The following is a 21,059-nucleotide window of genomic DNA, read 5'->3' as shown; positions in this document are numbered from 1 at the left end:
TGCGCGGGCGCACCATTCGATCGACAACGAGCCAAAATGGCCTGATTGGACAAGTGGTCGATCGAGCGACCACGATGATGCGCGCTAGATCGCAGCAGCCCAGGGGGGCAAACCGCCCACATGGTGATGTTCCTCCGCTCGATCGGCCACGTCCCCGTTTCCGACACCGGAGAGTCTTCGCCATGAGCTTCGGCGACCCGAACAACCCGTACGGCCAGCAGCCCCCGCAGGGTCAACCCGGCTACCCGCAGCAGGCCCCCCAGGGTGTGCCCCCGCAGTACGGCTACCCGCAGCAGGCTCCCCAAGGCGTGCCGCCGCAGTACGGTCACCCCCAGCAGACCCCTCCGCCGTACGGCGCCTACCCGCCGCCCGGCATGCCGGGCATGCCCCCCTCCGGCATGCCGCCACTCGCCCACTGGGGTCAGCGCGTCGGCGCGTACCTGCTCGACGCGCTGATCATCGCGGGCCCGATGTACGCACTGGGCTTCATCGACCTCGCCATGAGCGACGACCCGGCGACGGCCAACCCCGGCGTCTTCTTCGTGATCGGCGTGCTCTACGCCATCGGCATGGGCTTCTTCCAGCTCTACAAGGAGGGCGCCACCGGTCAGACGATCGGCAAGAAGGTCCTCGGCATCAGCCTGCGCCGCGAGGCCGACGGCAACACCCTCGGCTTCGGCATGGCGTTCGTCCGCAAGCTGGCCCACGTCCTGGACGGCCTGCCCTGCTACATAGGCTGGCTGTGGCCGCTGTGGGACGAGAAGAAGCAGACCTTCGCCGACAAGGTGTGCAGCACCGTCGTCATCCAGGTCCCCAAGGGCTGAGGCCACCCCTCCTCCCCCTCCCCACCCGGCAGCGGAACTCCTCCGCTGCCGGGTGGGCGCGTTCGCGGGCTCCGTTCACGTGCCGGGCGTCGAACGCGCAGCACTCCGACAACGGCGCCGTAGGACCGGTCCGGCCGATCATGTGCGCCCGCCGGTACCGCCGTGAACTGGGTGCGGTCCACGCTCAGGTGGAGCTTGCTGGTGAACCCGCCGCGCGATCGGCCCGGGCCCTCACGTCCAGCACCACCTCCACCAGGCGTGCGAGCAGGCGCCACCTCGGGTTCTCGCCCTGATGCCGCCCCGCCCCGCTCCGTGCCCCGCGGCCGTTACGGGGCCTTGGCCAGCGCCGCCCGCAGCCGCCGGGCCTGCGTGACCAGTTGCGAGGAGCCGGTCCGCGCGGCGACCTCGGCCAGCCCCGCCGGGACGGGGCCGCACGCACCGCAGCGCTCCACGCAGTCCGCGGCCACCGCCAGCAGGCCACCCGTTCCCCGCGCAGCGGCACCCTGCGTCAGGAGGGACGGTAGTGCCTCCGCGAGCACCGCCCACGTCGTGGCGTACGCACCGTGGGAGGCTGCCGTCCGCGCCGCCTCGGACAGCCTGCTGGGCTTCACCGTGCCCAGTACGAGCAGCTCGGCGAGGTCCCGCCCCACCCGCGGGGCGTCCAGCTCACCCCGGGCGGCCAGCAGCAACAACGCGTCTACGGCCGCGAGGCGGTCCTCCGCATGACGCGCGCCGAGCCCGGTGGCCACCGCCAGGTGCAGGGCGGGGCCGGCCGGTCCGCCCAGCTCCGCCAGCCGCGGCAGCGGCGCCCCCGCACCTCGCTCCTCGGCGGCGGCGCCCGCAGTCACCACCGGCAGCAGCCAGACGGCCTGCGTTTCGCGGTCCTCGGGCAGCACGGCGCCCCGGACGAGGTCGCCGTCGCACGCGTTCGAGCAGCGGTGCCCCGTCCCGGTGTGCGCGCGGCCGAGCCCTCGGAAGGCCACCGGGAACTCCTTGCGCACCACGCACCGTTCACCGGTTTCGAGCACGATCTGCCGTGCCGTCTCCCGGGGTCGGTCCCACCAGTGGTGGTTGACCTGCGGGTCCGGTACCTTCACCCGGCGCAGCACCTCGGGCGGTTCTCCCGCCCCGTTGAGCCAGGCCGCCAGCCGTTCGCCCGCGGGCGTGCCGAGTGCGGTTGCGGCGGGCGTGACTCCGGGGTCGCGCCGTACCCGCAACAGCGCCTGGGCGAAGTCCGCCGGGGCGGGTTCCACGCCGAGCGCCCGGTAGGCGGCGAGGCGTGCGACGAGTTCCTCGGGCTCCAGGGTTCCGGTCTCCCAGGTGGGGGTGGCGAGTAGGAACGGCAGGGGGTCGGTGAGGGTGCGGTGCGCGATCTCCACGATCCGGGAGGCCGTCACGGCGCTCATCGCGCCGTGGGCACAGTCCTGTGGGCTGGCATCGGCCCGGTCGCCGCGCTGCGGGCGCAGGTCGGCGGCAGGGATGCGGCCGAGCACTGCCGCCGCCACCAACTCCAACCCCTGAAGCCGGTCCGGGTCCGCCGGCCGGTCGCCCGCACGGCGCCACCTGCGGCCGTCGAGCGCGGGGCGCAGGGCCTCGGCCAGGGCGGCCCGGTCCTGGTGGGCGTGGCGGACGAGCCCGTCGAGGGCGGACTCGAACGCGGCGGCCGTCGGACTGCCGCACCGCACCGCGTCCGCGACCCATTCTACGGTCTCGGCGAGCGTCGGGGGCGCGGTGTTCAGGCGGCGGCGTACCGGTGCCGGTGGCAGCACCTCCTCGTACGGCTTCTCCTCACAGGTGCCGGGCGTGGCACCGAGCAGTTGCGCGGCGGTTCGGCGGTGGACGGCGCTCAACCCGGCCGCGAGTAGCGTGAGTTGGCTGCGGAGCAAATGGTCGCCGGGCCGCAGGTGGCGGATGGCGAGGCCCAGGCCCCGCTCCTGGAGGACGGTGTCCTCGTGCCCGAACACGCCGCCCACGACGGGCAGCAGGGCATGGCGGGCCGCCGGATCGCGCCGCAAGGCCTTCCCCAAGAGGGTCAGTTGGGCGCGAACGAGTTTCTTCTCGGGGCGCAGCAGCACCCGCTGCGACATCGCGACGAGCCGTTCCGTCGACAGCTGTCCCCCGTCGAACAGCTGGGCGAGCACCTGCTGCGCGTGCCCGGCGAGCGGCGACGGCCCGTCCGCGGCCATCGCGATCCACTCTGCGGTGCGCTCCCGTTCCTCGGCCGGAGTCAGTTCGAGGCGCTCCAGCATGGCGAGGAAGAACTTCAGCTGGTTGTGCCGGCCGCCGCGCAGCAGGCGGGCGACGCAGCCGTCGACGAGGACCCTGCGTTCGACGATGCCCTCCTCCGCGAGTGCGGCCAGTTCCGAGGGCCAGTGGTTCGGGGCCGTCGGGTCGCTGCACCAGTGCAGCGCTTCCGGGGATTCGGCCGTCACGAACAGCAGGGGTATCAGTTCCCGCGCGTACGGGTCCTGGCGCAGGGCGATCGACAGCGGGTTGTGTGTGGAGCGTGCCCGGTCCATCGTGAAGATGGACCGGACCCAGCCGTGTACGAATGCGTCGGTGGTGGGGACCGGGCAGCGGGCGCGCTGGACGAGCTCCCTGATCAGCGGATAGTCGGCCTCTGCGGTCTCGGCGCGGTCCGCGAGGCGATGGGCGAGGTCTGCGAGCCAGCGGCGGTCGCGGTCGGCGAACAGGTCGAGCAGGAGTGCGGTGGGCAGCTGGCGGCCGTCGCGCAGGTCGGGAGCGGTGATCCAGGAGGCGGTGGCGTTCGCACCGGTGTGGCAGCCGGCGCCGGCGACGAGCAGGCCGCGGCGGATCCGGTCGCGCTCTTGCCAGCGGTTCCAGTCCCCTTCGCGTATCTCATCGCGCAGGTCCACGAGTTGGGTGAGCAGTTCCCGGCGCTCGGACGGGGTCAAGGGCCCCAGTAAGCCCGGGATCAGGTCGGTGCGGCCGTCGCGGACCGCGTCGAGTATCGGGTTCATCGAGCCCTTCCGGTGGTGGGTGCGGTGGTGGTGACGGCCGCGCGCTGCGCCGTACGGACGGCTCCGGTGCGTGCGCGCACGGACCTCGGCGGCCACGGTAGTCGGCCCGGCCTCCGGCGGACGCGGCTCGGGATCGCCGTCGGCCACTTCGCGCACCCCCGGCGCAAGGTCTGCGGCCCGTACGGTGTCGGGCCGTCACCTGCTGTCCGTCGAAGCCCGTTACGGGACTGCCGACTTGACCGCGTCAGGCAGGGCCCGGCGGACGGCCGGATGACGCGCAAGGCCGGTAGCATCCTCCATTCAGACGCTCGCCCCGCCGCCCAGCAGCCGGGCGAGCGTGCTCACCGCCCCGTCGATCTCGCGGGCGCACTCGTACAGCACAGGATGGGGCCTCCCCCACGGGTCTGCGACGTCGTCCTCGGCCTGCGGGACCGGTGCGGCGGCGCCCCGACGGCCGGCCGCGGCCGCAACGACGGCGTCGAAACCGTCCGCGTCCCGCGGTCCTTCCCGGCCCGCTTCTGCGCCCCGCACTCCTCCCGCGGCGAGACGCACGAACTCCTTGAGGGTGAAGCAGCGCCGCATCGCCGACGGCGCGAGCCGCACGGCCGCCTCCCTGTGCTCGACGGCGAGCCCGAGGACCAGCGCCGATCCCACGACGAGCTGCGCGGTGAGCGTGCGGGCCGCGAAGCCGGAGCCGTCACCGCCCAGCTTCTCCAGCACAGCCCTGGTGGAGCTCTCCATGCCGGGCCGGGGCCACGCCTCCGTGCCGGCGCTCTGCGGCCGCACGGCCGAGCCGGGCGGTAGCTTCGCCGCCAGCAGCCGCTCGGCTAGCACCGAGCGGTGCACGTTGCCCGTGCAGACGAACAGGACACGGGTCATTTCTCGCCCGCGAGATGCGTCGCCGCAGCGGCCTCCCACCGGCGTTCCACCCCACGGGGAGCGGGCAGCTCGCCGTACGACCCGTGGGCGCCGTAACGGTCGCCCCTGGAGACCGGAGCCATGTTGAAGACGGTGCCGAGGACGCAGGCACCCACGCGGCCCAGCGATTCCGCAGCGGTACGGACCTGTTCCCGGCTGGTCTTGGCGGCGCGGACGACGAGCAGTGCGCCATGTGCGAGCGGAGCGAGTCCGACGGTGTCGGCGACGGGCAGCAGCGGCGCGCTGTCGACGATCACGACCTCGTAGGTGTTCGCCAGGTCGCGCAGCACCGCTTCCATCCGCGCCGAGGCGAGCAGCACCGTGGGATTCGGTGGTACGGCGCCGCCGGCAAGCACTGAGAGTCCGCCGCTGACCTGCTGCATCACGTCCTCGATGCGAGCCTGTCCGATGAGCACCGTGGTCAGACCGGCGTCCTGGACGAGACCGAAGGTCGAAGCCACACTCGGACGGCGCAGGTCGCCGTCCACGAGACAGGTGGAGACACCCGCCTCGGCGAGCGAAAGGGCAAGGTTCACCGCGGTGCTGGTCTTGCCTTCACCGGGCACCGAACTCGTCACCACAATGATCCGGGGCGGGTTGTCGACCTGAGAGAACTGCAGGTTGGTGCGCAGTCTACGGAAGGCCTCGACGCGGTTGGATTGCCCATCGGCGCTGACGAGCGGTTGCCTGGGGGCGTTCCGGTCGTACGGGATGCTGCCGAGACCCGGCAACGCGGTGAACTCGCCCAGCGCCTCGCTCGTCTTGATCGTGGTGTCGAGGTTCTCGCGCAGGGCGACGAGTCCGGCACCGAGCAGCAGGCCGCCGAGCACTCCTGCGGCCAGGTTCAGCAGCGGGCGGGGCGAGACCGGGCCGACGGGGGCGACGGCCTCCTGGGTGACGCCCAAGGAGACGGGCGAAACACCGTCGCCCGTACGGCTGCTTCGGGACCGCTTCGAGTCGGACACGTACTTGGGCGCCTCCAGTCGCTCGACGACCGCGCTGAACCGCTGCGCCACGGCGTTGGCGATGCGCGCCGCACGCCTGGGCTCGGTGTCCCGGACGGTGATGTCGATGAGCACGGTGTTGAGCGGGGCGACGGCGGTGATCCGGGACGCCAGTTCCTCCGGGGTAGTGCGCAGCCGCAGCTCCTCCACCACGGGCCGGGTCACCTGACGGGTGGTCACGATCGCGGCGTACGACTGCACGCGCGCCTGCGAGAAGCTCTGCCCCTGGTTCAGCTGGGCGGAGTCCTCACCGGTGCGGGTGGCGACGAAGAGCTGGGTCCGCGCCTCGTAGACGGGTGTGCTCATGCTCGTCGCGGCCAGCGCCGCCCCGATCGCGAGAACCAGACTGACCACGACGGTCGGCCAGCGTCTTGTAAGAGCCTTCAGGAATCGGTGGAGATCCAAGTTGCACCCCTCATGGGACCGAGGGAACCACCCAAAATGGAATGGCGTGTTCCCTATATATGCAGCCGACGATAGGGACTCGCGCGCTTCAACCGGGGGAGGCACCCCCATGTCGGCCAGTCGAACGATCCTTGCGTCGCGCCGTCCGGCCGCCGCGTCGGGGTGGCAGCGTGGGCCATCGGGGAGCGGGCACTGCACCATCCGGTGGCTTCTGGTCGACACTCCGTCAGCCAACGCTCTCAAATCCCTCTCACTGACATATCTACGTATCTGGACCTTGATGACGGCCGACGCTGCAGCCTGTCCCAGATTGAAGTCGAGGAGAGTGAGAAGATGACGACATCACCCAGATGGCGGGTTTGCCTGGCATCGGCAGCATCGGCTGTCGTGTTGGTCGCCGCACCGTTGGTGGGGGCGCAGACCGCCCATGCGCAGTACCCGCCGGCGCCCCCGAGCCTCACCCTGAGCGCCACCACGGTAACGGCCGGAGGCACCCTGGACTTCAGGGCTACGGGGTTCGCCCCCCAGCGGCGTGTCACGTCGTCGCTGGATTCGGACCGGATCGTCCTCGGCCGGCACCAGTCCGACGCCAGCGGGGCGGCGCAGGCGACCGTGACCATCCCGACGAGGGTCCGCCCCGGCTGGCACACCTTCAGGCTCACCGCGCGCCATCCCGCCCTCACCCTCACCCTCTCCGCTCGCATCAGGGTGCAGGCCGCAGTCGGTCAGCCAGGCCACGACGGACACGGCGGACACGGAGACGACGGACACGGAGACAGCGCATGGTACGAGCCCAACCGACCGGAGCGCCCCGCCCACGGCCAGGACCTCGCAGTCACGGGCGGTGAGAAGGCTCTGGCGGCCAGCGGCATCGCAGCCGCGCTGATCGTGGCCGGCAGGGGCGCGATGCTGGCCGTGCGCCGTCGCCGCAGTGCATGACGGAGCCGACATCAGCACGGCGGTACCACGGCGTCCCGGCCCCGGCCGGGACGCCTTCCGCATGCGCAGGCCCGGCCGCTCCCGCGAGGAGGCACCGGGCCGCCGTCGCATGCTCGGCACCATACCGCTGGTCAACGGCACTGAGCCCACCGCCGACCACGTCGTGGACCTCACCGAAAGGGCCAGCTACGCGATGTACGACTGGGCGGTTCCTGCCGTGTCCAGGCGCCCGCGCCGCACCGGGGCGGCCGTGTTCTTGGGTGTGCTGCTGCTCGCGTCGTGCGTGACCGGAGGACGCACCCTGGACGATCCGGCAGGCCCGGCCCCGGAGGGGCGACGCTTGGCCGCTAAACGGGTCGAGCGCCTGCGGGTCAAGGTGCTCACGTCCCTTCCCCATGACCCCAAGGCGTTCACCCAGGGACTTGAGATGGCCGGCGACACGCTCTACGAAGGCACCGGCATTTCCGGCCGGTCCTCGGTACGGGCAGGCCGTCCGGGCGAGGGGCCCACGGTCCGCGCGGCACTCCCCGCGCCCTTGTTCGGTGAGGGCGTCACCGTGCTCGGCCGAACCCTTTGGCAGCTCACCTGGCAGAACCGCACCGCCATCGAGCGCGACGCCAAAACGCTCGCTGAGCTGCGCCGCGTCCCGTACCCGGACGACGGCTGGGGCGTGTGCCTCCAGCGGGACCGGCGCCGGCTGGTGACCAGTGACGGCTCGTCCCGGCTGACGTTCCGTGACCCCAGCACGCTCGCAAAGACGGGCGAGGTCGCCGTGGCCGAAGAGGGCCGGCCGGTGACGGAGCTGAACGAGTTGGAGTGCGTCGGAGGCGCCGTGTACGCCAACGTGCTCTTCACCAACCGGATCGTGCGCATCGATCCCGCCACCGGAGCGGTGACGGCGAGCATCGACGCCTCGGGCCTGCTGCGCGACGACGAACTCGTCACGGGATCAACACTGAACGGGATCGCGGCCGTACCCGGAACGGACCAGTTCCTGGTCACGGGGAAGTTCTGGCCCAAAATCTTCCGCGTGGCGTTCGTCCCGGCCTGAGGCGGGCCACACAGCGACGCGGATCACCGGTCCGAACGAGCCGAAACCGGTGAAGTAACGGGACTTTGTACGCCCCGAGGGGCCAGGGGTCGCCGCACTGCGCCCCCTGGCCCCTCACTGGTCCTTTCCGGTGAGGACCGGCGAGCCGAGCGGCAGGCAGCAGGCTGTGCCGCGATCCTTCGGTGACATTCGATGCGCACAGGTCGCGGGCGGCCGTCACCAGTGACCGCAACGGTGTTCACGCGACGGGCCGACACGCTAGGTGGAGTAAGACGACGATGCACATCGTGCGGGTGAGCTACCGGGTCCCCCCTATGCCGGGGGGAATGGAACGCCATGTCGAATACCTGACACGCCATCAGGTCGTTGGGGGAAACCGGGTAACGATCTCATTCCGGCACGGGACGGCGGTACCGGTCGGAGCCACCCGACTGCCGCTGCGAAGGATCCCGCGGTCCCGGATGCTCGGGCCGGTATCCGACCGGCTCGCTTTCGCGGCGGAAGCCGCTGCGGCGATCAAGGACCTCTGCGCCGACCGACGCGACGTGGACCTGGTGCATCTTCACGGCGACCACATCGAGGCCGCCGGGCTGGGTCCCGTGTGCCAGCGCCTGGGAATTCCGCTGTTCCTGACGGTGCATGCGGCACTCACCGACCGGCATCAGTGGCTCGCCCGGCACGCTTTCCGGCAGGTGAAGGCGTTCATCGCCCTGGGATCGGCGACCGCTGCCGACCTCGCGGCGCGCGGCGTGGACCGTGAACGCATCCTCACCATGTCCAGCGGCCTGGAGTTGTCCGCCATGCCGTCCCCCACCGGTGCCATGGCCCGCGAGCGCGGCCTGATCGTCAGCGTCGGCGCACTGAACCCGATGAAGAACCACCACCTGCTCATCGAGGCGTTCCACGAACTGGCGCGCAACCGGCCGGGCATGCGTCTGGTGATCGCAGGAGAAGGCCCGGAACGGGACCGTCTGAGCCGGCTCGCTGCGGCGGGTCCGGGAGTTGAACTGGCCGGCCCCCTGCCCCGTGAGAAGGTCTACGACCTGGTCCGGCGAGCCGAAGTGTTCGTTCTCGCATCACGCAGACTCTCCGGGAAGGGCGAAGGCGTGCCCACGGCGGCGCTGGAGGCGCTCGCACTGGGCACACCCGTCGTGGTGTCCTCGGACGCCTCGCTCGACCCGGTGGTCACGGACCGCGATGCCTATCGGGTCTTCCCATCAGGCTCGAAGGCGGACCTGGTGCATGCGGTGAGAACCGTGCTCGACGACGAACCGGGCCGCAACCGGATGAGTGAGCTCGGGGTTCGCGCGGCCGCAGAGCTGGACTGGTCCCGGGTCGCACAGCGCGTCGAAGAATGGTACCGAGCGGCACCGGGGTCGCCGCCATGGCGCGATGGCAAGCACGGAAAAGACTGATCGGGCGGCCACTGGACTTATCCGCGTGCGACGGCACCTCCGTCCGCGCCCACACTGACAGCACGCAGCCGGGTTGCTTCGCCGATTTCGGCGGACTTCTACATTTCGAAGAAACGTCGGTGCCGACCGGCTCGTCCCGGCGCCGGATCCATGCTGCGGAAGCGCGACTCGCCGCTGCGGTCCGACCGGAAATATAAGAACTGAATCCGGAATTCACTTCACTCCATCCTGTCGAACATCACGAAAATTCCCGAGAATGTCTAAACCGGAAACGGCGTCCAGGGCAGTAGAAATAGGGTGTCTAATTCATTGGTGACGGCCCGCAACTGCCCGGCGCAGTGCGAGCTGCGCCGACGGAAGGGAATCCGTGATGAGTGCGGCTCATTGCATCGAACGCGCTGTTGTGACCGGGGCGGCGGGTTTCATCGGCTCCCATGTCGTAGAGGTCCTGCTGCAACGAGGGGTCACCGTTCTCGGCGTCGACCGGCGCTCGCCCCGCGACAACGCCTTGGCGGCGGAGAACCTCGAGGGCGTCCTGGGGCACCCGGGGTTCCGCCTGGTCCAGGGCGACCTCGTGACGGACGAGCTCAAGCCCTGGGTCCATGCCGCGGACGCCGTGTTTCACCTCGCGGCCATTCCGGGCGTCCGGTCGTCGTGGGGGGACGGCTTCGGCGATTACCTCGCGTGCAACGTACTGGCGACGCAGCGGTTGATGGACGCATGCCAGTCCTCGGGTGTCCGCCGCCTCGTCCTCGCCTCGTCCTCCAGCGTCTACGGGGACGCCATCGGCAGGGGCCCCCTGCGCGAGGAGGACGCCACCGCCCCTCTGTCCCCGTACGGGGTGACCAAGCTCGCGGCCGAACGCCTTGCTCTCGCCTACGCGCTCGCCCCGGCAAGCCCCACCACCGTGGTCGCACTGCGCTATTTCACTGTGTACGGCCCCCGGCAGCGGCCGGACATGGCTATCGGCCGGATGTTGCGCGGAATCCTCACGGGAGAGCCGCTGCAGCTCTACGGGGACGGCCAACAGCGCCGGGACTTCACCTTCGTCACGGACGCCGCGGCAGCCACTGTCGCCGCAGCGACCGCAGATGCGACCGCGGAAGTGGTCAACGTGGGCGGAGGAGACAGCGTTTCGGTGCTCGACGTGCTGAGGAGGATCGCCGACATCACCGGGGCGGAGGTTCCGGTGCGCGACGACACCCACCAGCCGGGCGATGTGCAGGTGACCGAAGCGAACCTCACGAAGGCACGCGAGCTGCTCGGTTATGTCCCCTCGATCGCGTTGACCGAGGGGATCGAGCGCCAGTGGAAATGGCTGTCCACTCGTTCCCGTGGCCACCTCCACAGCGCTGCTGCTGTGACGGCGTGACACGGAGAGCGGTGGGCGGCATGCGCGTTTTCCTTGATGTCGGCGGACACTACGGCGAGTCCCTCGATGTCGCCCTCGACCCCCGCTGGGGCTTCGAGAAGATCTACTCGTTCGAGCCGGCGGAACCCTGTCGGCGCATTCTCCGGGGGTTCCGCGACTCCCGGGTGCACATCGTGCCGGCCGGCCTGTCCAGCAGGACGGGGCAGGCCACCCTGTTCGGGGCGGGCCTGCTCGGAGCGAGCGTCTATGCCGACAAGGGCGAGTTGGGCGACGGGCACGTACGGGCGGAGACCATCACCCTGCTGCGCGCCACGGACTGGCTGCGGGCGAACACGTCGGGCGACGACGAGATCTACCTCAAGCTCAACTGCGAAGGCAGTGAGTGCGATGTGCTCGAGGACCTCCTGGACAGCGGCGTGATCAGCCGGCTGCGGAGCATCTACGTCGACTTCGACGTCCGCAAGATCCCCAGCCAGGCCCATCGGCACGCGATCGTGGAGGACCGACTGCGGCATCACGGCCAGGGCTTCGTCACGCCCGAGTCCCTGAAGAGTCACGGGGGCGGCACCGCGGTGCGGGAGTGGCTTGAGCTGGTGAGCCCGCATTCCCCCGCCGCGGCGAGCACGGTGCGCTACCGTCTCGGACTCCACCGCCCGCCCTACATGTGGGCCACGCACGCCGCGCGGGCCGCGCTGCCGCGACCCGTCTACGCGCTCGCAGCACGCCGCTTCGGCGCCCAGGCCCGGCAACGGACCGGGACCGGACGCGGCTGATCCGACGAGGTGCGCCGCCGCGCATGCGGCCGGCGGCGCACCCTCACAGGCGGCGCACCCTCACAGCAGCGCGTGGAGCATCGCGGCCACGCGCTCGGGGGAGAATTCGCTCTGCGCCCGGCGCCGCAACCGCAGCCCCAGCTCGCACCGGTCGGAGTACGACATGCCCATCACAGCCCGGACATGGGTGGCCAGCGCATCCAGGTCGCCGACGCGCGCCACGTACGGGTAGCCGGCTCCCACCACGTCGGCGGACCCGCCTGCGTCAGTCGTCACGACAGGCGTGCCGCAAGCCATCGCCTCCAGCAGAACCCGCGGGAAGCCTTCCTCAAAGCTCGGCATGACAACGCAGTCCGCCGCTGCGTACAGCTCGGGCAGGTCACGGTTGGGGACCGCGCCCAGCAGCAGCATCCGCCCGCCCAGCTCAGGGCCGGCCGCCTCGCGTGTCAGAAGGGGCCGGTCCGGACCGTCTCCGGCGATGACCAGCCGGACACGCACACCGGAGCCCGGGCCTTCGGCGGCATGGCCGACCGCCTTGAGCAGCGGCGCGAGAAGGCGGGTCCCTCTCCGGTACGACAGTCGGTGGACGAAGAGCAGGACGAATTCGTCTTCGGCCCAACCGAGCCTCGCTCGCACCTCGTTGCGTTCCTCTGAGGGCAAAGGAACGAACCGCTCGGCATCGACATCGTTGTAGAGCAGCCGCATCCTGTGCCGCGGCACGCCCCACAGCCCGGCCATGAGGGGGACCATGGTCTCGGGGCCGGTTACCAGGCAATGCACCAATCGCGCCGTCAACCGGTTGACGGCGCGCTGGACCCTTTCCCGCACCGTCGTGCGCTGCCCCGGTTCCTGCAGATTGGCGAGGCCACTGCGCCACAGCAGGATGCGGTGGCGGTACACGGGGTAGGTCAGGATCAGAACGATCACGAAGAGGGTGGAGTACCGCAGGAAGTAGGTCCGGTAGCCGGCGCGGGACAGGCGGTGGACCGTGAGCGCGGTGCCGAGCATCCGGCCGATCCGGTTCCGGCCGGGTACGCGCATCAGGAGACGGACCCCGGCCAGTTGTGCCGGAGGACTGCCGCGCTCCACAGCGGCCGCAACGTCGACACGCTGCCCCAGAGCGGCCAGCAACGCCGGGATGTGCGCGAAGTGTTCGGACTCGTCTTCAGACAGGTGGGGCACCACGTAGACGAGCCGCGGGCGCGAACCGGGCTGGGCGGAGTCCGGTTCGCTGTATGCCCTGCCCCGCATCACGTCGGCCATCTATCGCACCTGCTGCTGGAGTTGTTCAGCGCGCCGCCGCGGAACGCCCGGCAACCGCACCGCGCCCGTGATCTTTCTGGAGTCGAAGAGGAAGACCGGGCGTTGACGGCGGCGCCCGCAGAAGTCCAAGAAGGCCCTGCTGCAGTTGACGTCGTCGCTGGCGAACACGCTGCCCGGGGTCATCCTGGGCCACGCCTGCCCGTACTCGAACAGCTGCGGAAGGTACAGGTGGTCACTGTCGTGGAAGAACAAATCGATGGACCCCACACGCTCCAGCGCCCGGCTGAATCCTGACGCGGGGTCCTTCCCGTCGAGGATCTCCAGCTGCCACTGCGGGTGTTGGCCGACCAGCCGGCCTGCGGCGTGGTTGACGTCGAAGCTGTGCAGCATCCCTGAGCCATTGCGTTCGAGTGCGGCGAGGATCAGCCACGAGGACCGGCCGTCGGCCACCCCGGTCTCCACCACCGACTGAGGCTTGAGCAGCCGGCTCAGTCCGTACAGCACCGCGCTGGTCTCCGCCTCCACACCGTGGGTCCGGGGGTAGCAGAGCGCCGTGTCGGCGTAGCGTGTAGCCAGTTCTTCGGTGACCTCCCGGTACTCGCCCAGGACGTGCTCGATCGCTGCGCCTTCCCAGCCCAGTCCCCGCAGGAATTCCGGCGCCGACGTGGTCAACTTCCCTCCGGAGCGGGTGAAGTCCGTGACGCTCGGCTCCGTGTACCTCCGGATTCCGGTTCCGAGGGTACGCATGGCGACGTACCCTCCCAGCACTGACGCCACGGGCCTCATTCCAGAGTGCCTGACCCAACGACGAACGGTCGATACCCGGCTCACGGCAGCCTCCTCGGTGTTTTCCTGCTGTCTGCGCCACATAACGTATCGGGTCATACGGGCTTTATCTCCCACAACACGGGGCGTTGGAGAGCCGGTCGCCGCTGGCGTCCCGGCAGGGATTGCACCTGCTCGGCATGTCTGAACTGGATGTGTCGCATCTAGGGTGAAGAATGGGCAATCCGTGGGAGACCGCCGAACGGCGGCAGCGCGAGCAGCACCTGCAGTTCGTCGCTCCGGACGCACTAGCCGCCCCCGGCGGCGGCTCCGTGAGGAAGTGGCTGACAACGGCCTTCGTTGCCCGCCTGACAGTGCCTGCATCCGTCCACGAGAGAGCCGACGACGTGTCGGCGTCCAAGCGTGCAGGCGCGCGCGGACACTCAGCGACCGAGAACACCGAAGGAAGCAGCGGGACGTGGCGTTTCACAAGGGGCTGGTGCCGTGAGGTGGCTACGGGCATGCGCCAACATTCCTCCCCGGCTGCGCGGCGCGCGCATCGGAACCGGGTCGTACGTCTCTCCGCGGGCAGTGATCCAGGAGCCTGCCCGCATCGCCATCGGGCAGAGGACCCTGGTCGGTCGCCACGTGGAGTTGGTCCCGCAGGGCGGCTCCATCACGATCGGCAGTGATTGCTCACTGAACAACCACGTCGTCCTCTACGGCGCCGGCGGGATCAACGTGCGGGACGGGTGCCGCATCGCGACCGGTGTCGTCATCGTCGCCTTCAACCACGGGGTCGACGACCTGTCCGTCCCCATCCGCTGCCAGCCGATCACAGCCCGAGGCGTCGTCATCGAGAACGACGTGTGGATCGGGGCACGTTCGATCCTGCTGGACGGGGTGACCGTCGGGTCGGGCAGCGTGATCGGAGCGGGATCGGTCGTCACGCGCGACGTCCCCGAGTACGCCGTCGTGGCCGGCAACCCCGCGCGCGTAATGCGTCGCCGCGGGGTCTCGCAGCGGACGGCTATGGCAACCGCGGAGCCCGAGCCGTGACACGGCGATAGAGGCGGCCGAGATCCTCGATGTTGACGGAGAAGGCGTGGGCCGCGAGGACTTTTCCGCGTACCTCGGCCAGATCCTCGGGCCGGGGCGGGATCGCCACCGCTTGCCGCAGACCCTCGGCGAGGGCACCGGCGTCGGGCGGAACCAGCACGACGCCGGGCCAGTCGGACACGGCGGCCGGAATGCCCCCGACACGGGTCGCCACGACGGGAACGGCCGCAGACGCCGCTTCCAGCAGGGTTCTCGGCAGCCCTTCGTCCCTCGACGAGATGACGAAGAGGTCGGCACGCGCGTACTCCTTCCGCACCTCGTCGATGTCGCGTGCTCCGAGGAAGGTGACCTTGTCGGCCAGGCCGAGCCGTTCGGCAAGGGCCACGAGCCTCGCCTTCTCGGGACCGTCACCGACGATGCGCAGCCGGGCCGTCGGGACCGTCTCAAGCAGCGTGGCCAGCGCCGTCAGGAGGATGTCGTACCCCTTGGACGGTACGAGCCGGCCAACCGCGAGGAGGGACACACCGGTTCCGGCCAGGGGCAGGACGGTGCGGACCGGCGGATCCTCCCAGACAGGCTGGAGCCGCGGTGGCACAAGAGCGGACGGGATGCCGCGCCGCGACAACGCGTCGGCCATCGACTGGGCCACCACTCTGCGCTCGCTGGCCCGGCGGGCGAACGCGACGACTGAGCGTTCGAGGACGGCCTTGCGCCATCGGCCGAGTGAGGCGACCGGCAGGCCGAGGTAGTCGCCGTGGACGTCCATGAGCCAGGGACGCCTGACGACCAGCGACACGGTCCAGGCCGCCAGCCAGCCCCAAGGTTCCGCCCCGTTGAGGACGACTGTCTCGCCCCTGCGGGCTGCCGCACGCGCGAGGCGCACCCCGAGACGCACCGAGCCGGCGACCCACAGCAGGGACTGCGGCCCCGGGCGGCGCGGGTGCCGTACCACGTGCATCGAGCCGCGGTCGCACTCCAGGTGCGGGCCCGCCCAGATGCACCAGGCATGACCGAGCCGGTCGGCCAGCGCGTTCCACGATCGGAAGTCGGCGGAGTCCTCGACACCGCGCTGCCGGTGGCCCGAGATGGTCACGACGGTGATGCGCTGCCGTTCCATGGGGGCGGTGGAGTGGGTGGTCATCACACGTCCTGGAGCCGGTAGCGGGTCAGCAGGGGCGCCAGCTCGGCCGGAGGGAGCCGCGACCAGGCGTCGACGGCCGACAGACGCGGTACGAAGGGATCGCAGCCCTGGGCGTACGTCGGGTGGTCGAAATCGAAGAAGCGCACGGTGATCCCGTGCGAGGCGAAGGCGTCAAGATCTAGGTAGTCGCGCCCCGAGGGCCCAGCGAGGTATTCGTCGGCCCCTACCGCCCGGCACAGGTTGAGGATCAGTTCGGACTTGGTCCCGGTGGCGTCGAGCTCGGAAGAACGAGCCGTCGGCACCTTGACGTCGAACTGTGACAGCATCCAGTCCGCGAGGTCGAGGTTGAGGTCGGCCAGGGAGCCGCCGGGCGGTGCCTCGTCGATCACCGACAGCAGGTCGTCGATACGGTCCGCGCCCGGGGTCCCGGACAGCGCCTGGATCAGGCGTCCACGGTAGCGCCGCCGCCAGGAGGGCATCTCGCAGATCTGCACATCGCAGATCCGTGTGCCGAACGGGGCGGTCACCGGAACGGTCAACCAGGTGGGCCGGCCGTCCAGCAGGACCCGATTGCGGTTCTGGAAGTAGTTCTTCCGGTACGGCACGGCGTCAAGAACGATCCACAAGTCCGACGCGGCGACCTTGGCCAGGAGGCCGAGCCACGGCAGGTGCTCGGGCTGGTGAATGGTGACCCTCATGCAAGCACGCCTTCCAGGCGAGACACCTCGAACGCCTCGCCGTATCGGGCACGCATCTCGTAGCCGCGGTACCGGGAGCGGGCCTCGACGCCTTCGATCCACTGCTCGCCGTACTTGGTGTATTCCGACTTGTGCTGACGCAGGGCCTGCAGCTTCTTCTCGATGGTGTCGTCGATGTTGATGTAGAGCTGCGGGCGGAAACCGACGTAGCTGCGGCCGGACGGGGTGATGGGCTCGTACATGACGACGGAGTTGTAGTACCGGCTCGCCGCGATGGTGGCGAGCGCGGTGTTGGCATGAGACCGATGGGTGTCGAACGGCCAGTGCGTGAAGACCATCGTCGGGCGGAAGTCGTCGATGACCTTGTTGATCGACTCCACGACGGTCGAGTGGTTCTCCACGTCCTTGGCGGGGAACGACAGAACGTCGATCTCCTTGACCCCGAGAGTGGCGGCGGCTTCCCGGCCCTCCGTGACTGCCACATCGGCGTCGCGGAAGTGGCTCCCGTCGTAGCTGGTGTAGTCCGATGGGCTCATCACCAGGAAACGCACCCGTGCTCCTGCCTCCACGAGACGAGCGGCGGTACCTCCGGCCGCCAGCTCGATGTCGTCGAGGTGGGCCCCCACGAACAGGCTGCGCTCAAACATCGGGTTGCTGCAGAACATCACATCGTCCTCTCGGGAAACAGTCACCGATGGAGTGGGGTGCCGGCCGCCAGGGACAACTTGCCTTCTGGCGTGGTGCCGGTGAGGCGGAAGCCCGCGCGCGCGTACAGGTCTAGTGCCGGCTGGTTGCGGGGGTCGCAGATGAGAGTGACGATGCCGGGCGTGCGCGCCAGGAGGTGGGCGAGCAGCCGAGAAGCGATACCGGTGCCCTGGTGACGAGGGTCGGTGGCCACCCGGTGAATGTGCGCGCCCTCGGGACGCCGGGAGGCGATCACGAATCCGACCGGCTTCCCGTGCACGGTCGCGACGAGGCTCAGCTCGCGCTTTCCGGGAAGGTGCCGGGCGAAGTTCTCGGCCTGCCACGGACCGGTGTCGTAGTGGCTGCTCGCCTCGTACACGCGCTGCTCCAAATCGACCAGCGGGCCGCGTAGTTCGTCCATCACATCGCCGAGGCGATGCAGTTCCTGGGCGGGCCGCCGGACGGCAGCCCGCCGATCTGTACTGTGCATCCGGGCCTCCGAGATCGCGGCGTCCGCCAGCGTCGCACAGCGAAGCCGAACGGCTACACCGACGGGCCGCTCGGGAAGGCCGCTGCACCCCAACGGCGTATGCGCGGCTGGCGGTTTACCCCTGGAAGCCTGCGGAGCACACCATGAGAGGCTTGCCTCTGGCTGGTGCTACGTGTCCGACGTCTCCAGGGCCGGCCTCGGGCGATTCGCCGCCACAGTTCTCACCACTGGTACCAGTGTCGCTGGGTCGGTGACCGCCTCGGGCGGCGCGGCGCCGCCCGAGGCGGCACTCCGTGACGCCCGACCGACACAGGCCGCCACCACCAGGCCGAGGATCCCCCAGCCCGCGCCTGGAAAGGCACCTGTGGTGTTGAACCACACCGCTACCACGACAAGTACCGCGCGGGTAAGCCGGTCACAGGTGAGCCATGCGCGCCACAGTACGAGGAGGAACAGGCCGATACCGACCCCGCCGAGAAAGACGGCCATGTCCAGATACACGTTGTGCAGACCGAGCAGGTAGGTGTGCCGGTAGGCGTTCACCAGGGCCTCGCTGTCCACAATCGACCAGCCCCCGCCGATCAGCGGGTTGGTCGATGCGATGGCGGACCAGAAGGACTGGGCCTGAGTGGTGTGCACGTCGAGGGTCACGTCCAGGTCGGGACGGATCTTCGGGATCACCAGACAGGTAACCGTCGCCGCACAGGCAAGCGTGAGCGGGTGGAGCAAGCCCCTTTCCCCGCTTCGCGCCTGCCGGCGCCGGCCCAGACTGAGCACCGCCACTCCCGCAAGTGCGGCCAGTGACGCGGTGATCCCGCGGGTTCCGACCAGCCCCCACAGGCCGCTCAGAACGAACAGTGCTCTGACTGGCTTGCTGGTGGCCGCGACGCCGAGGACCACCAGTACCGCAGCGACCAGAGCCACGTCGTTGGGGCCGCCGGGCAGGCCTGACCAGCGGATCCGTGTATCCCCGAAGAGAGGCACCGTCGCCAGCACGCCCAGCAGTGCCCAGCGCGCGGTGCGCCACAGGTCGAACCCGCGGGGCAGGAGCAGTCCTACGGCCGCGCAGACCATGACGGGCTCCATGATGCGCAGGAAGGTCATCGCGCCCTCGGCGTGCCCGCCCAGGAGGTCGCGTACCAGCCCGTAGAGCACGAACGCGCCGACCGCGCCGAGGACGGGCCCGCCAGAGCGATTGCGGATGCGCAGCAGCCCGGCCAGGCCGAACAACACGAGGAGTGCGTCGCCGAGATAGATGTCGGCTCCGCCAACCACGCCGAGGTGCGGCCACGCCGTGGGGCTGATCACCACGACGACGGCGGTCATGAGAAGGATCAGCCAGGGCGGGGCGATGACCATGAACAGCACCGCTGCGGAGGGCAGCAGAGTGCTGAGGGCAAGTTCGGTCCGACCGGCCCAGACCAGAACGGCAAAGAGCACCGGGACGATGACACCGGCCACGTTCGAACCATTCAGTGTGATTACGGTCCGCCTCACTGGATTCCTCCGCGATCCGCGGCAACGACACACACGTGGATCGTCTGTCTCTGATGATCTGATATGAAGCAGGGCAAAATTCCCTGAGGGAACATTCTGGCGCTGACAGGGTCGATGAAAGGTCGTTCGGCGCGCGGGCGTTTACGAACTCGCAGATGGACCAGGGTGACCAGCAGCCGGTCGAAAAGGCCGGCTTCGGCTTGCGCCCGGCCCCTCCAGCCCGTCGGCGCGGGCCACCCCGTACCGTACGCAGCGCGGACTGTCCGGCCGCTTCCCACGGTCCGGCGAGTTCAGCGAACAACTCGTCGAAAGGTACGCGGGAAACACCGGACAGGGCAGGACGGGAACAGACCGCACGGCGCAGGTCAGCTTTACAACTCACCCAACCCGTGCGGTCCTTCTCATGTCACGGCCCGACTGGGGCGATCACTCTCTTCCCCAAGGTCGTTAGACCATAGGTGTGTCCTCACCTGGCAGGCGGCGCGTCGGTGTCTTCGCTTGATCCTTTCAGGTCACCATGAGTGCTCGTCGTGAGCTTGTACAAGTGCCCGACCCGACGATTGGCCAGGAACGCGGTGAGGCTGAATGGTGATTGCCCGAGGTCACGCCCACGCCGCCGCTCCCTCCCGAATCCGGGTGATGAGGGTCATCGCCCGGATGAACGTGGGCGGTCCGGCCCTCCAGGTCTCCACACTCATGCGGGGACTCGACAGCGAGCTCTTCGACCACCGGCTCTTCGCCGGCTTCGTGGGCCCGGACGAGGCCGACTACGTGGAGCAGCGAGCCCCGCATGTGCGGGTGTGCCCGGTGCCAACCCTGGGCCGGGCCGTGCGGCCCACCGATGATCTGCGTGCCCTGTCGGCGCTGACCGCCGCCATGCGCCGGTTCCGGCCGCACATCGTGCACACCCACACCGCCAAGGCGGGAGCACTCGGACGTACGGCGGCCGTGCTCGCTCGGGTGCCGGTACGCGTGCACACCTTCCACGGCCACCTCCTCCAGGGCTATTTCTCACCGGCGAAGACCCGCCTGGTGGTGCAGGCCGAGCGCGGCCTCGCGACCGTCACCGACCGGCTGGTGGCGGTGGGACGCAGCGTCCGCGACGACCTCGTGGCCGCGGGCATCGGCCGACCCGGGCAGTACGCCGTGGTACCGCCCGGCACCACGCCGGCTGCTGCTCCGGGCCGCTCGGAGGCGCGCAAGCAGCTCGGCCTCCCGCAGGACAGCCTCGTCGTGGCCTATGTCGGGCGGGTGACCAGGATCAAACGGCCCGACCGGTTCCTGTCGGTGGCCCGAGAGGTACGTCGCGCCTTCCCGACCGCTCGATTCCTGGTGTGCGGGGACGGAGACCTGCACGGCGATCTGGAAGCTGCCGGCGATCTGGGCGACTCGCTCCATCTGCTGGGCTGGCGCGCCGACGTGGAGACCGTCTACGCCGCCTCGGACCTGGTGCTACTCACATCGGACAACGAGGGAATGCCGGTCAGTCTCATCGAGGCCGGGCTGGCGGGGGTGCCGGCCGTGGCAACGAACGTGGGCAGCGTGGCAGAGGTGGTCCTGGACGGGCAGACCGGGCTTCTGGCCCAGCGCGACGCCGATGACCTCGCCCGGCACACCATCAGGCTCCTTGGCGACGACTCGCTCCGCCGCCGGATGGGCGAGCAGGCCCGCGCCTGGACAGCGCGGCAGTTCGGGGCCGAGCGCCTGGTGCAGGACACCCACGATCTCTATGCCTCCATCGCCGTGACACACGGCTGGTGGCCGATCCCCCACTGAAAGG

General features: G+C 69.9%; 18 protein-coding genes. 8 read left to right on the top strand and 10 right to left on the bottom strand.

The features are described 5' to 3' along the window. The first annotated feature begins 182 nt into the window (after positions 1 to 182). Positions 183 to 824: an RDD family protein gene (locus ABZZ20_RS02585; RefSeq protein WP_356865907.1), complete on the top strand. Its 642-nt coding sequence runs from the start codon at positions 183 to 185 to the stop codon at positions 822 to 824. A 326-nt stretch (positions 825 to 1,150) separates the two neighbouring features. On the opposite strand, the gene ABZZ20_RS02580 is transcribed toward ABZZ20_RS02585, so the two are convergent. The 3 genes from ABZZ20_RS02580 to ABZZ20_RS02570 form a co-directional block, all read right to left on the bottom strand. Beyond that, positions 1,151 to 3,805 carry a DUF6493 family protein gene (locus ABZZ20_RS02580; RefSeq protein ID WP_356865905.1) on the bottom strand — a complete coding sequence of 885 codons (2,655 nt, stop codon included), beginning with the start codon at positions 3,803 to 3,805 and terminating at the stop codon, positions 1,151 to 1,153. A 300-nt stretch (positions 3,806 to 4,105) separates the two neighbouring features. Next, positions 4,106 to 4,684, bottom strand: a complete 579-nt coding sequence (locus tag ABZZ20_RS02575) for a low molecular weight phosphatase family protein (protein WP_356865903.1) — start codon at positions 4,682 to 4,684, stop codon at positions 4,106 to 4,108. After that, complete coding sequence (locus ABZZ20_RS02570; RefSeq protein ID WP_356866143.1) at positions 4,681 to 6,243, bottom strand: polysaccharide biosynthesis tyrosine autokinase; 1,563 nt, start codon at positions 6,241 to 6,243, stop codon at positions 4,681 to 4,683. Before ABZZ20_RS02570 ends, ABZZ20_RS02575 begins: the two co-directional genes overlap by 4 nt. Before the next feature lie 276 nt (positions 6,244 to 6,519). Here ABZZ20_RS02570 and ABZZ20_RS02565 point away from each other — a divergent pair, with 276 nt between their 5' ends. From ABZZ20_RS02565 to ABZZ20_RS02545, 5 genes are all read left to right on the top strand, one after another. After that, positions 6,520 to 7,071, top strand: a complete 552-nt coding sequence (locus ABZZ20_RS02565) for a hypothetical protein (protein WP_356865901.1) — start codon at positions 6,520 to 6,522, stop codon at positions 7,069 to 7,071. A gap of 61 nt (positions 7,072 to 7,132) precedes the next feature. Beyond that, positions 7,133 to 8,122, top strand: coding sequence for a glutaminyl-peptide cyclotransferase (locus ABZZ20_RS02560; protein WP_356865899.1), 990 nt, complete (start codon positions 7,133 to 7,135; stop codon positions 8,120 to 8,122). 278 nt (positions 8,123 to 8,400) lie between these two features. Continuing rightward, complete coding sequence (locus ABZZ20_RS02555; protein ID WP_356865897.1) at positions 8,401 to 9,537, top strand: glycosyltransferase family 4 protein; 1,137 nt, start codon at positions 8,401 to 8,403, stop codon at positions 9,535 to 9,537. Between the two features lie 370 nt (positions 9,538 to 9,907). Continuing rightward, on the top strand, positions 9,908 to 10,909 hold the full coding sequence (locus tag ABZZ20_RS02550; RefSeq protein WP_356865895.1) for an NAD-dependent epimerase/dehydratase family protein: 1,002 nt from the start codon (positions 9,908 to 9,910) through the stop codon (positions 10,907 to 10,909). 20 nt (positions 10,910 to 10,929) lie between these two features. Then, positions 10,930 to 11,682, top strand: a complete 753-nt coding sequence (locus tag ABZZ20_RS02545) for an FkbM family methyltransferase (RefSeq protein ID WP_356865893.1) — start codon at positions 10,930 to 10,932, stop codon at positions 11,680 to 11,682. Between the two features lie 60 nt (positions 11,683 to 11,742). Here ABZZ20_RS02545 and ABZZ20_RS02540 read toward each other — a convergent pair whose 3' ends face one another. After that, positions 11,743 to 12,945 carry a glycosyltransferase family 4 protein gene (locus tag ABZZ20_RS02540; protein ID WP_356865892.1) on the bottom strand — a complete coding sequence of 401 codons (1,203 nt, stop codon included), beginning with the start codon at positions 12,943 to 12,945 and terminating at the stop codon, positions 11,743 to 11,745. Next, entirely contained in the window at positions 12,946 to 13,692 is a 747-nt protein-coding gene (locus ABZZ20_RS02535) for a class I SAM-dependent methyltransferase (protein WP_356865890.1), read from the bottom strand. It abuts the gene before it with no gap. A 522-nt stretch (positions 13,693 to 14,214) separates the two neighbouring features. On the opposite strand from ABZZ20_RS02535, the gene ABZZ20_RS02530 reads away from it, so the two are divergent. Then, the gene (locus tag ABZZ20_RS02530) at positions 14,215 to 14,769 is read left to right on the top strand and encodes a DapH/DapD/GlmU-related protein (protein WP_356865888.1); all 555 of its coding nucleotides are present in this window, start codon (positions 14,215 to 14,217) and stop codon (positions 14,767 to 14,769) included. On the opposite strand, the gene ABZZ20_RS02525 is transcribed toward ABZZ20_RS02530, so the two are convergent. From ABZZ20_RS02525 to ABZZ20_RS02505, 5 genes are all read right to left on the bottom strand, one after another. Continuing rightward, positions 14,741 to 15,910, bottom strand: coding sequence for a glycosyltransferase (locus ABZZ20_RS02525; protein ID WP_356865886.1), 1,170 nt, complete (start codon positions 15,908 to 15,910; stop codon positions 14,741 to 14,743). The two genes, ABZZ20_RS02530 and ABZZ20_RS02525, sit on opposite strands and share 29 nt — an antisense overlap. After that, a complete protein-coding gene (locus ABZZ20_RS02520) occupies positions 15,910 to 16,608 on the bottom strand; it encodes a WbqC family protein (RefSeq protein WP_356865884.1) in 699 nt (232 codons plus the stop codon). The genes ABZZ20_RS02525 and ABZZ20_RS02520 overlap by 1 nt, the downstream gene beginning before the upstream one ends. Then, a complete protein-coding gene (locus ABZZ20_RS02515) occupies positions 16,605 to 17,300 on the bottom strand; it encodes a PIG-L family deacetylase (RefSeq protein ID WP_356865880.1) in 696 nt (231 codons plus the stop codon). The genes ABZZ20_RS02520 and ABZZ20_RS02515 overlap by 4 nt, the downstream gene beginning before the upstream one ends. Continuing rightward, positions 17,297 to 17,782 (bottom strand): GNAT family N-acetyltransferase, encoded by a 486-nt coding sequence (locus ABZZ20_RS02510; protein ID WP_356865878.1) that lies wholly within the window; start codon positions 17,780 to 17,782, stop codon positions 17,297 to 17,299. The genes ABZZ20_RS02515 and ABZZ20_RS02510 overlap by 4 nt, the downstream gene beginning before the upstream one ends. Positions 17,783 to 17,950: 168 nt before the next feature. Then, positions 17,951 to 19,243, bottom strand: coding sequence for a hypothetical protein (locus ABZZ20_RS02505; RefSeq protein ID WP_356865876.1), 1,293 nt, complete (start codon positions 19,241 to 19,243; stop codon positions 17,951 to 17,953). A 675-nt stretch (positions 19,244 to 19,918) separates the two neighbouring features. Between ABZZ20_RS02505 and ABZZ20_RS02500 the strand changes: the two genes are divergently transcribed. Then, complete coding sequence (locus ABZZ20_RS02500; protein ID WP_356865874.1) at positions 19,919 to 21,055, top strand: glycosyltransferase; 1,137 nt, start codon at positions 19,919 to 19,921, stop codon at positions 21,053 to 21,055. The last annotated feature ends 4 nt before the right edge of the window (positions 21,056 to 21,059 follow it).

It is taken from the genome of Streptomyces sp. NPDC006430 (assembly GCF_040612395.1).
Lineage (GTDB): Bacteria > Actinomycetota > Actinomycetes > Streptomycetales > Streptomycetaceae > Streptomyces.
The sequence above is the reverse complement of the archived record's forward strand: the minus strand, read 5'-3'. Positions and strand labels throughout refer to the sequence as shown.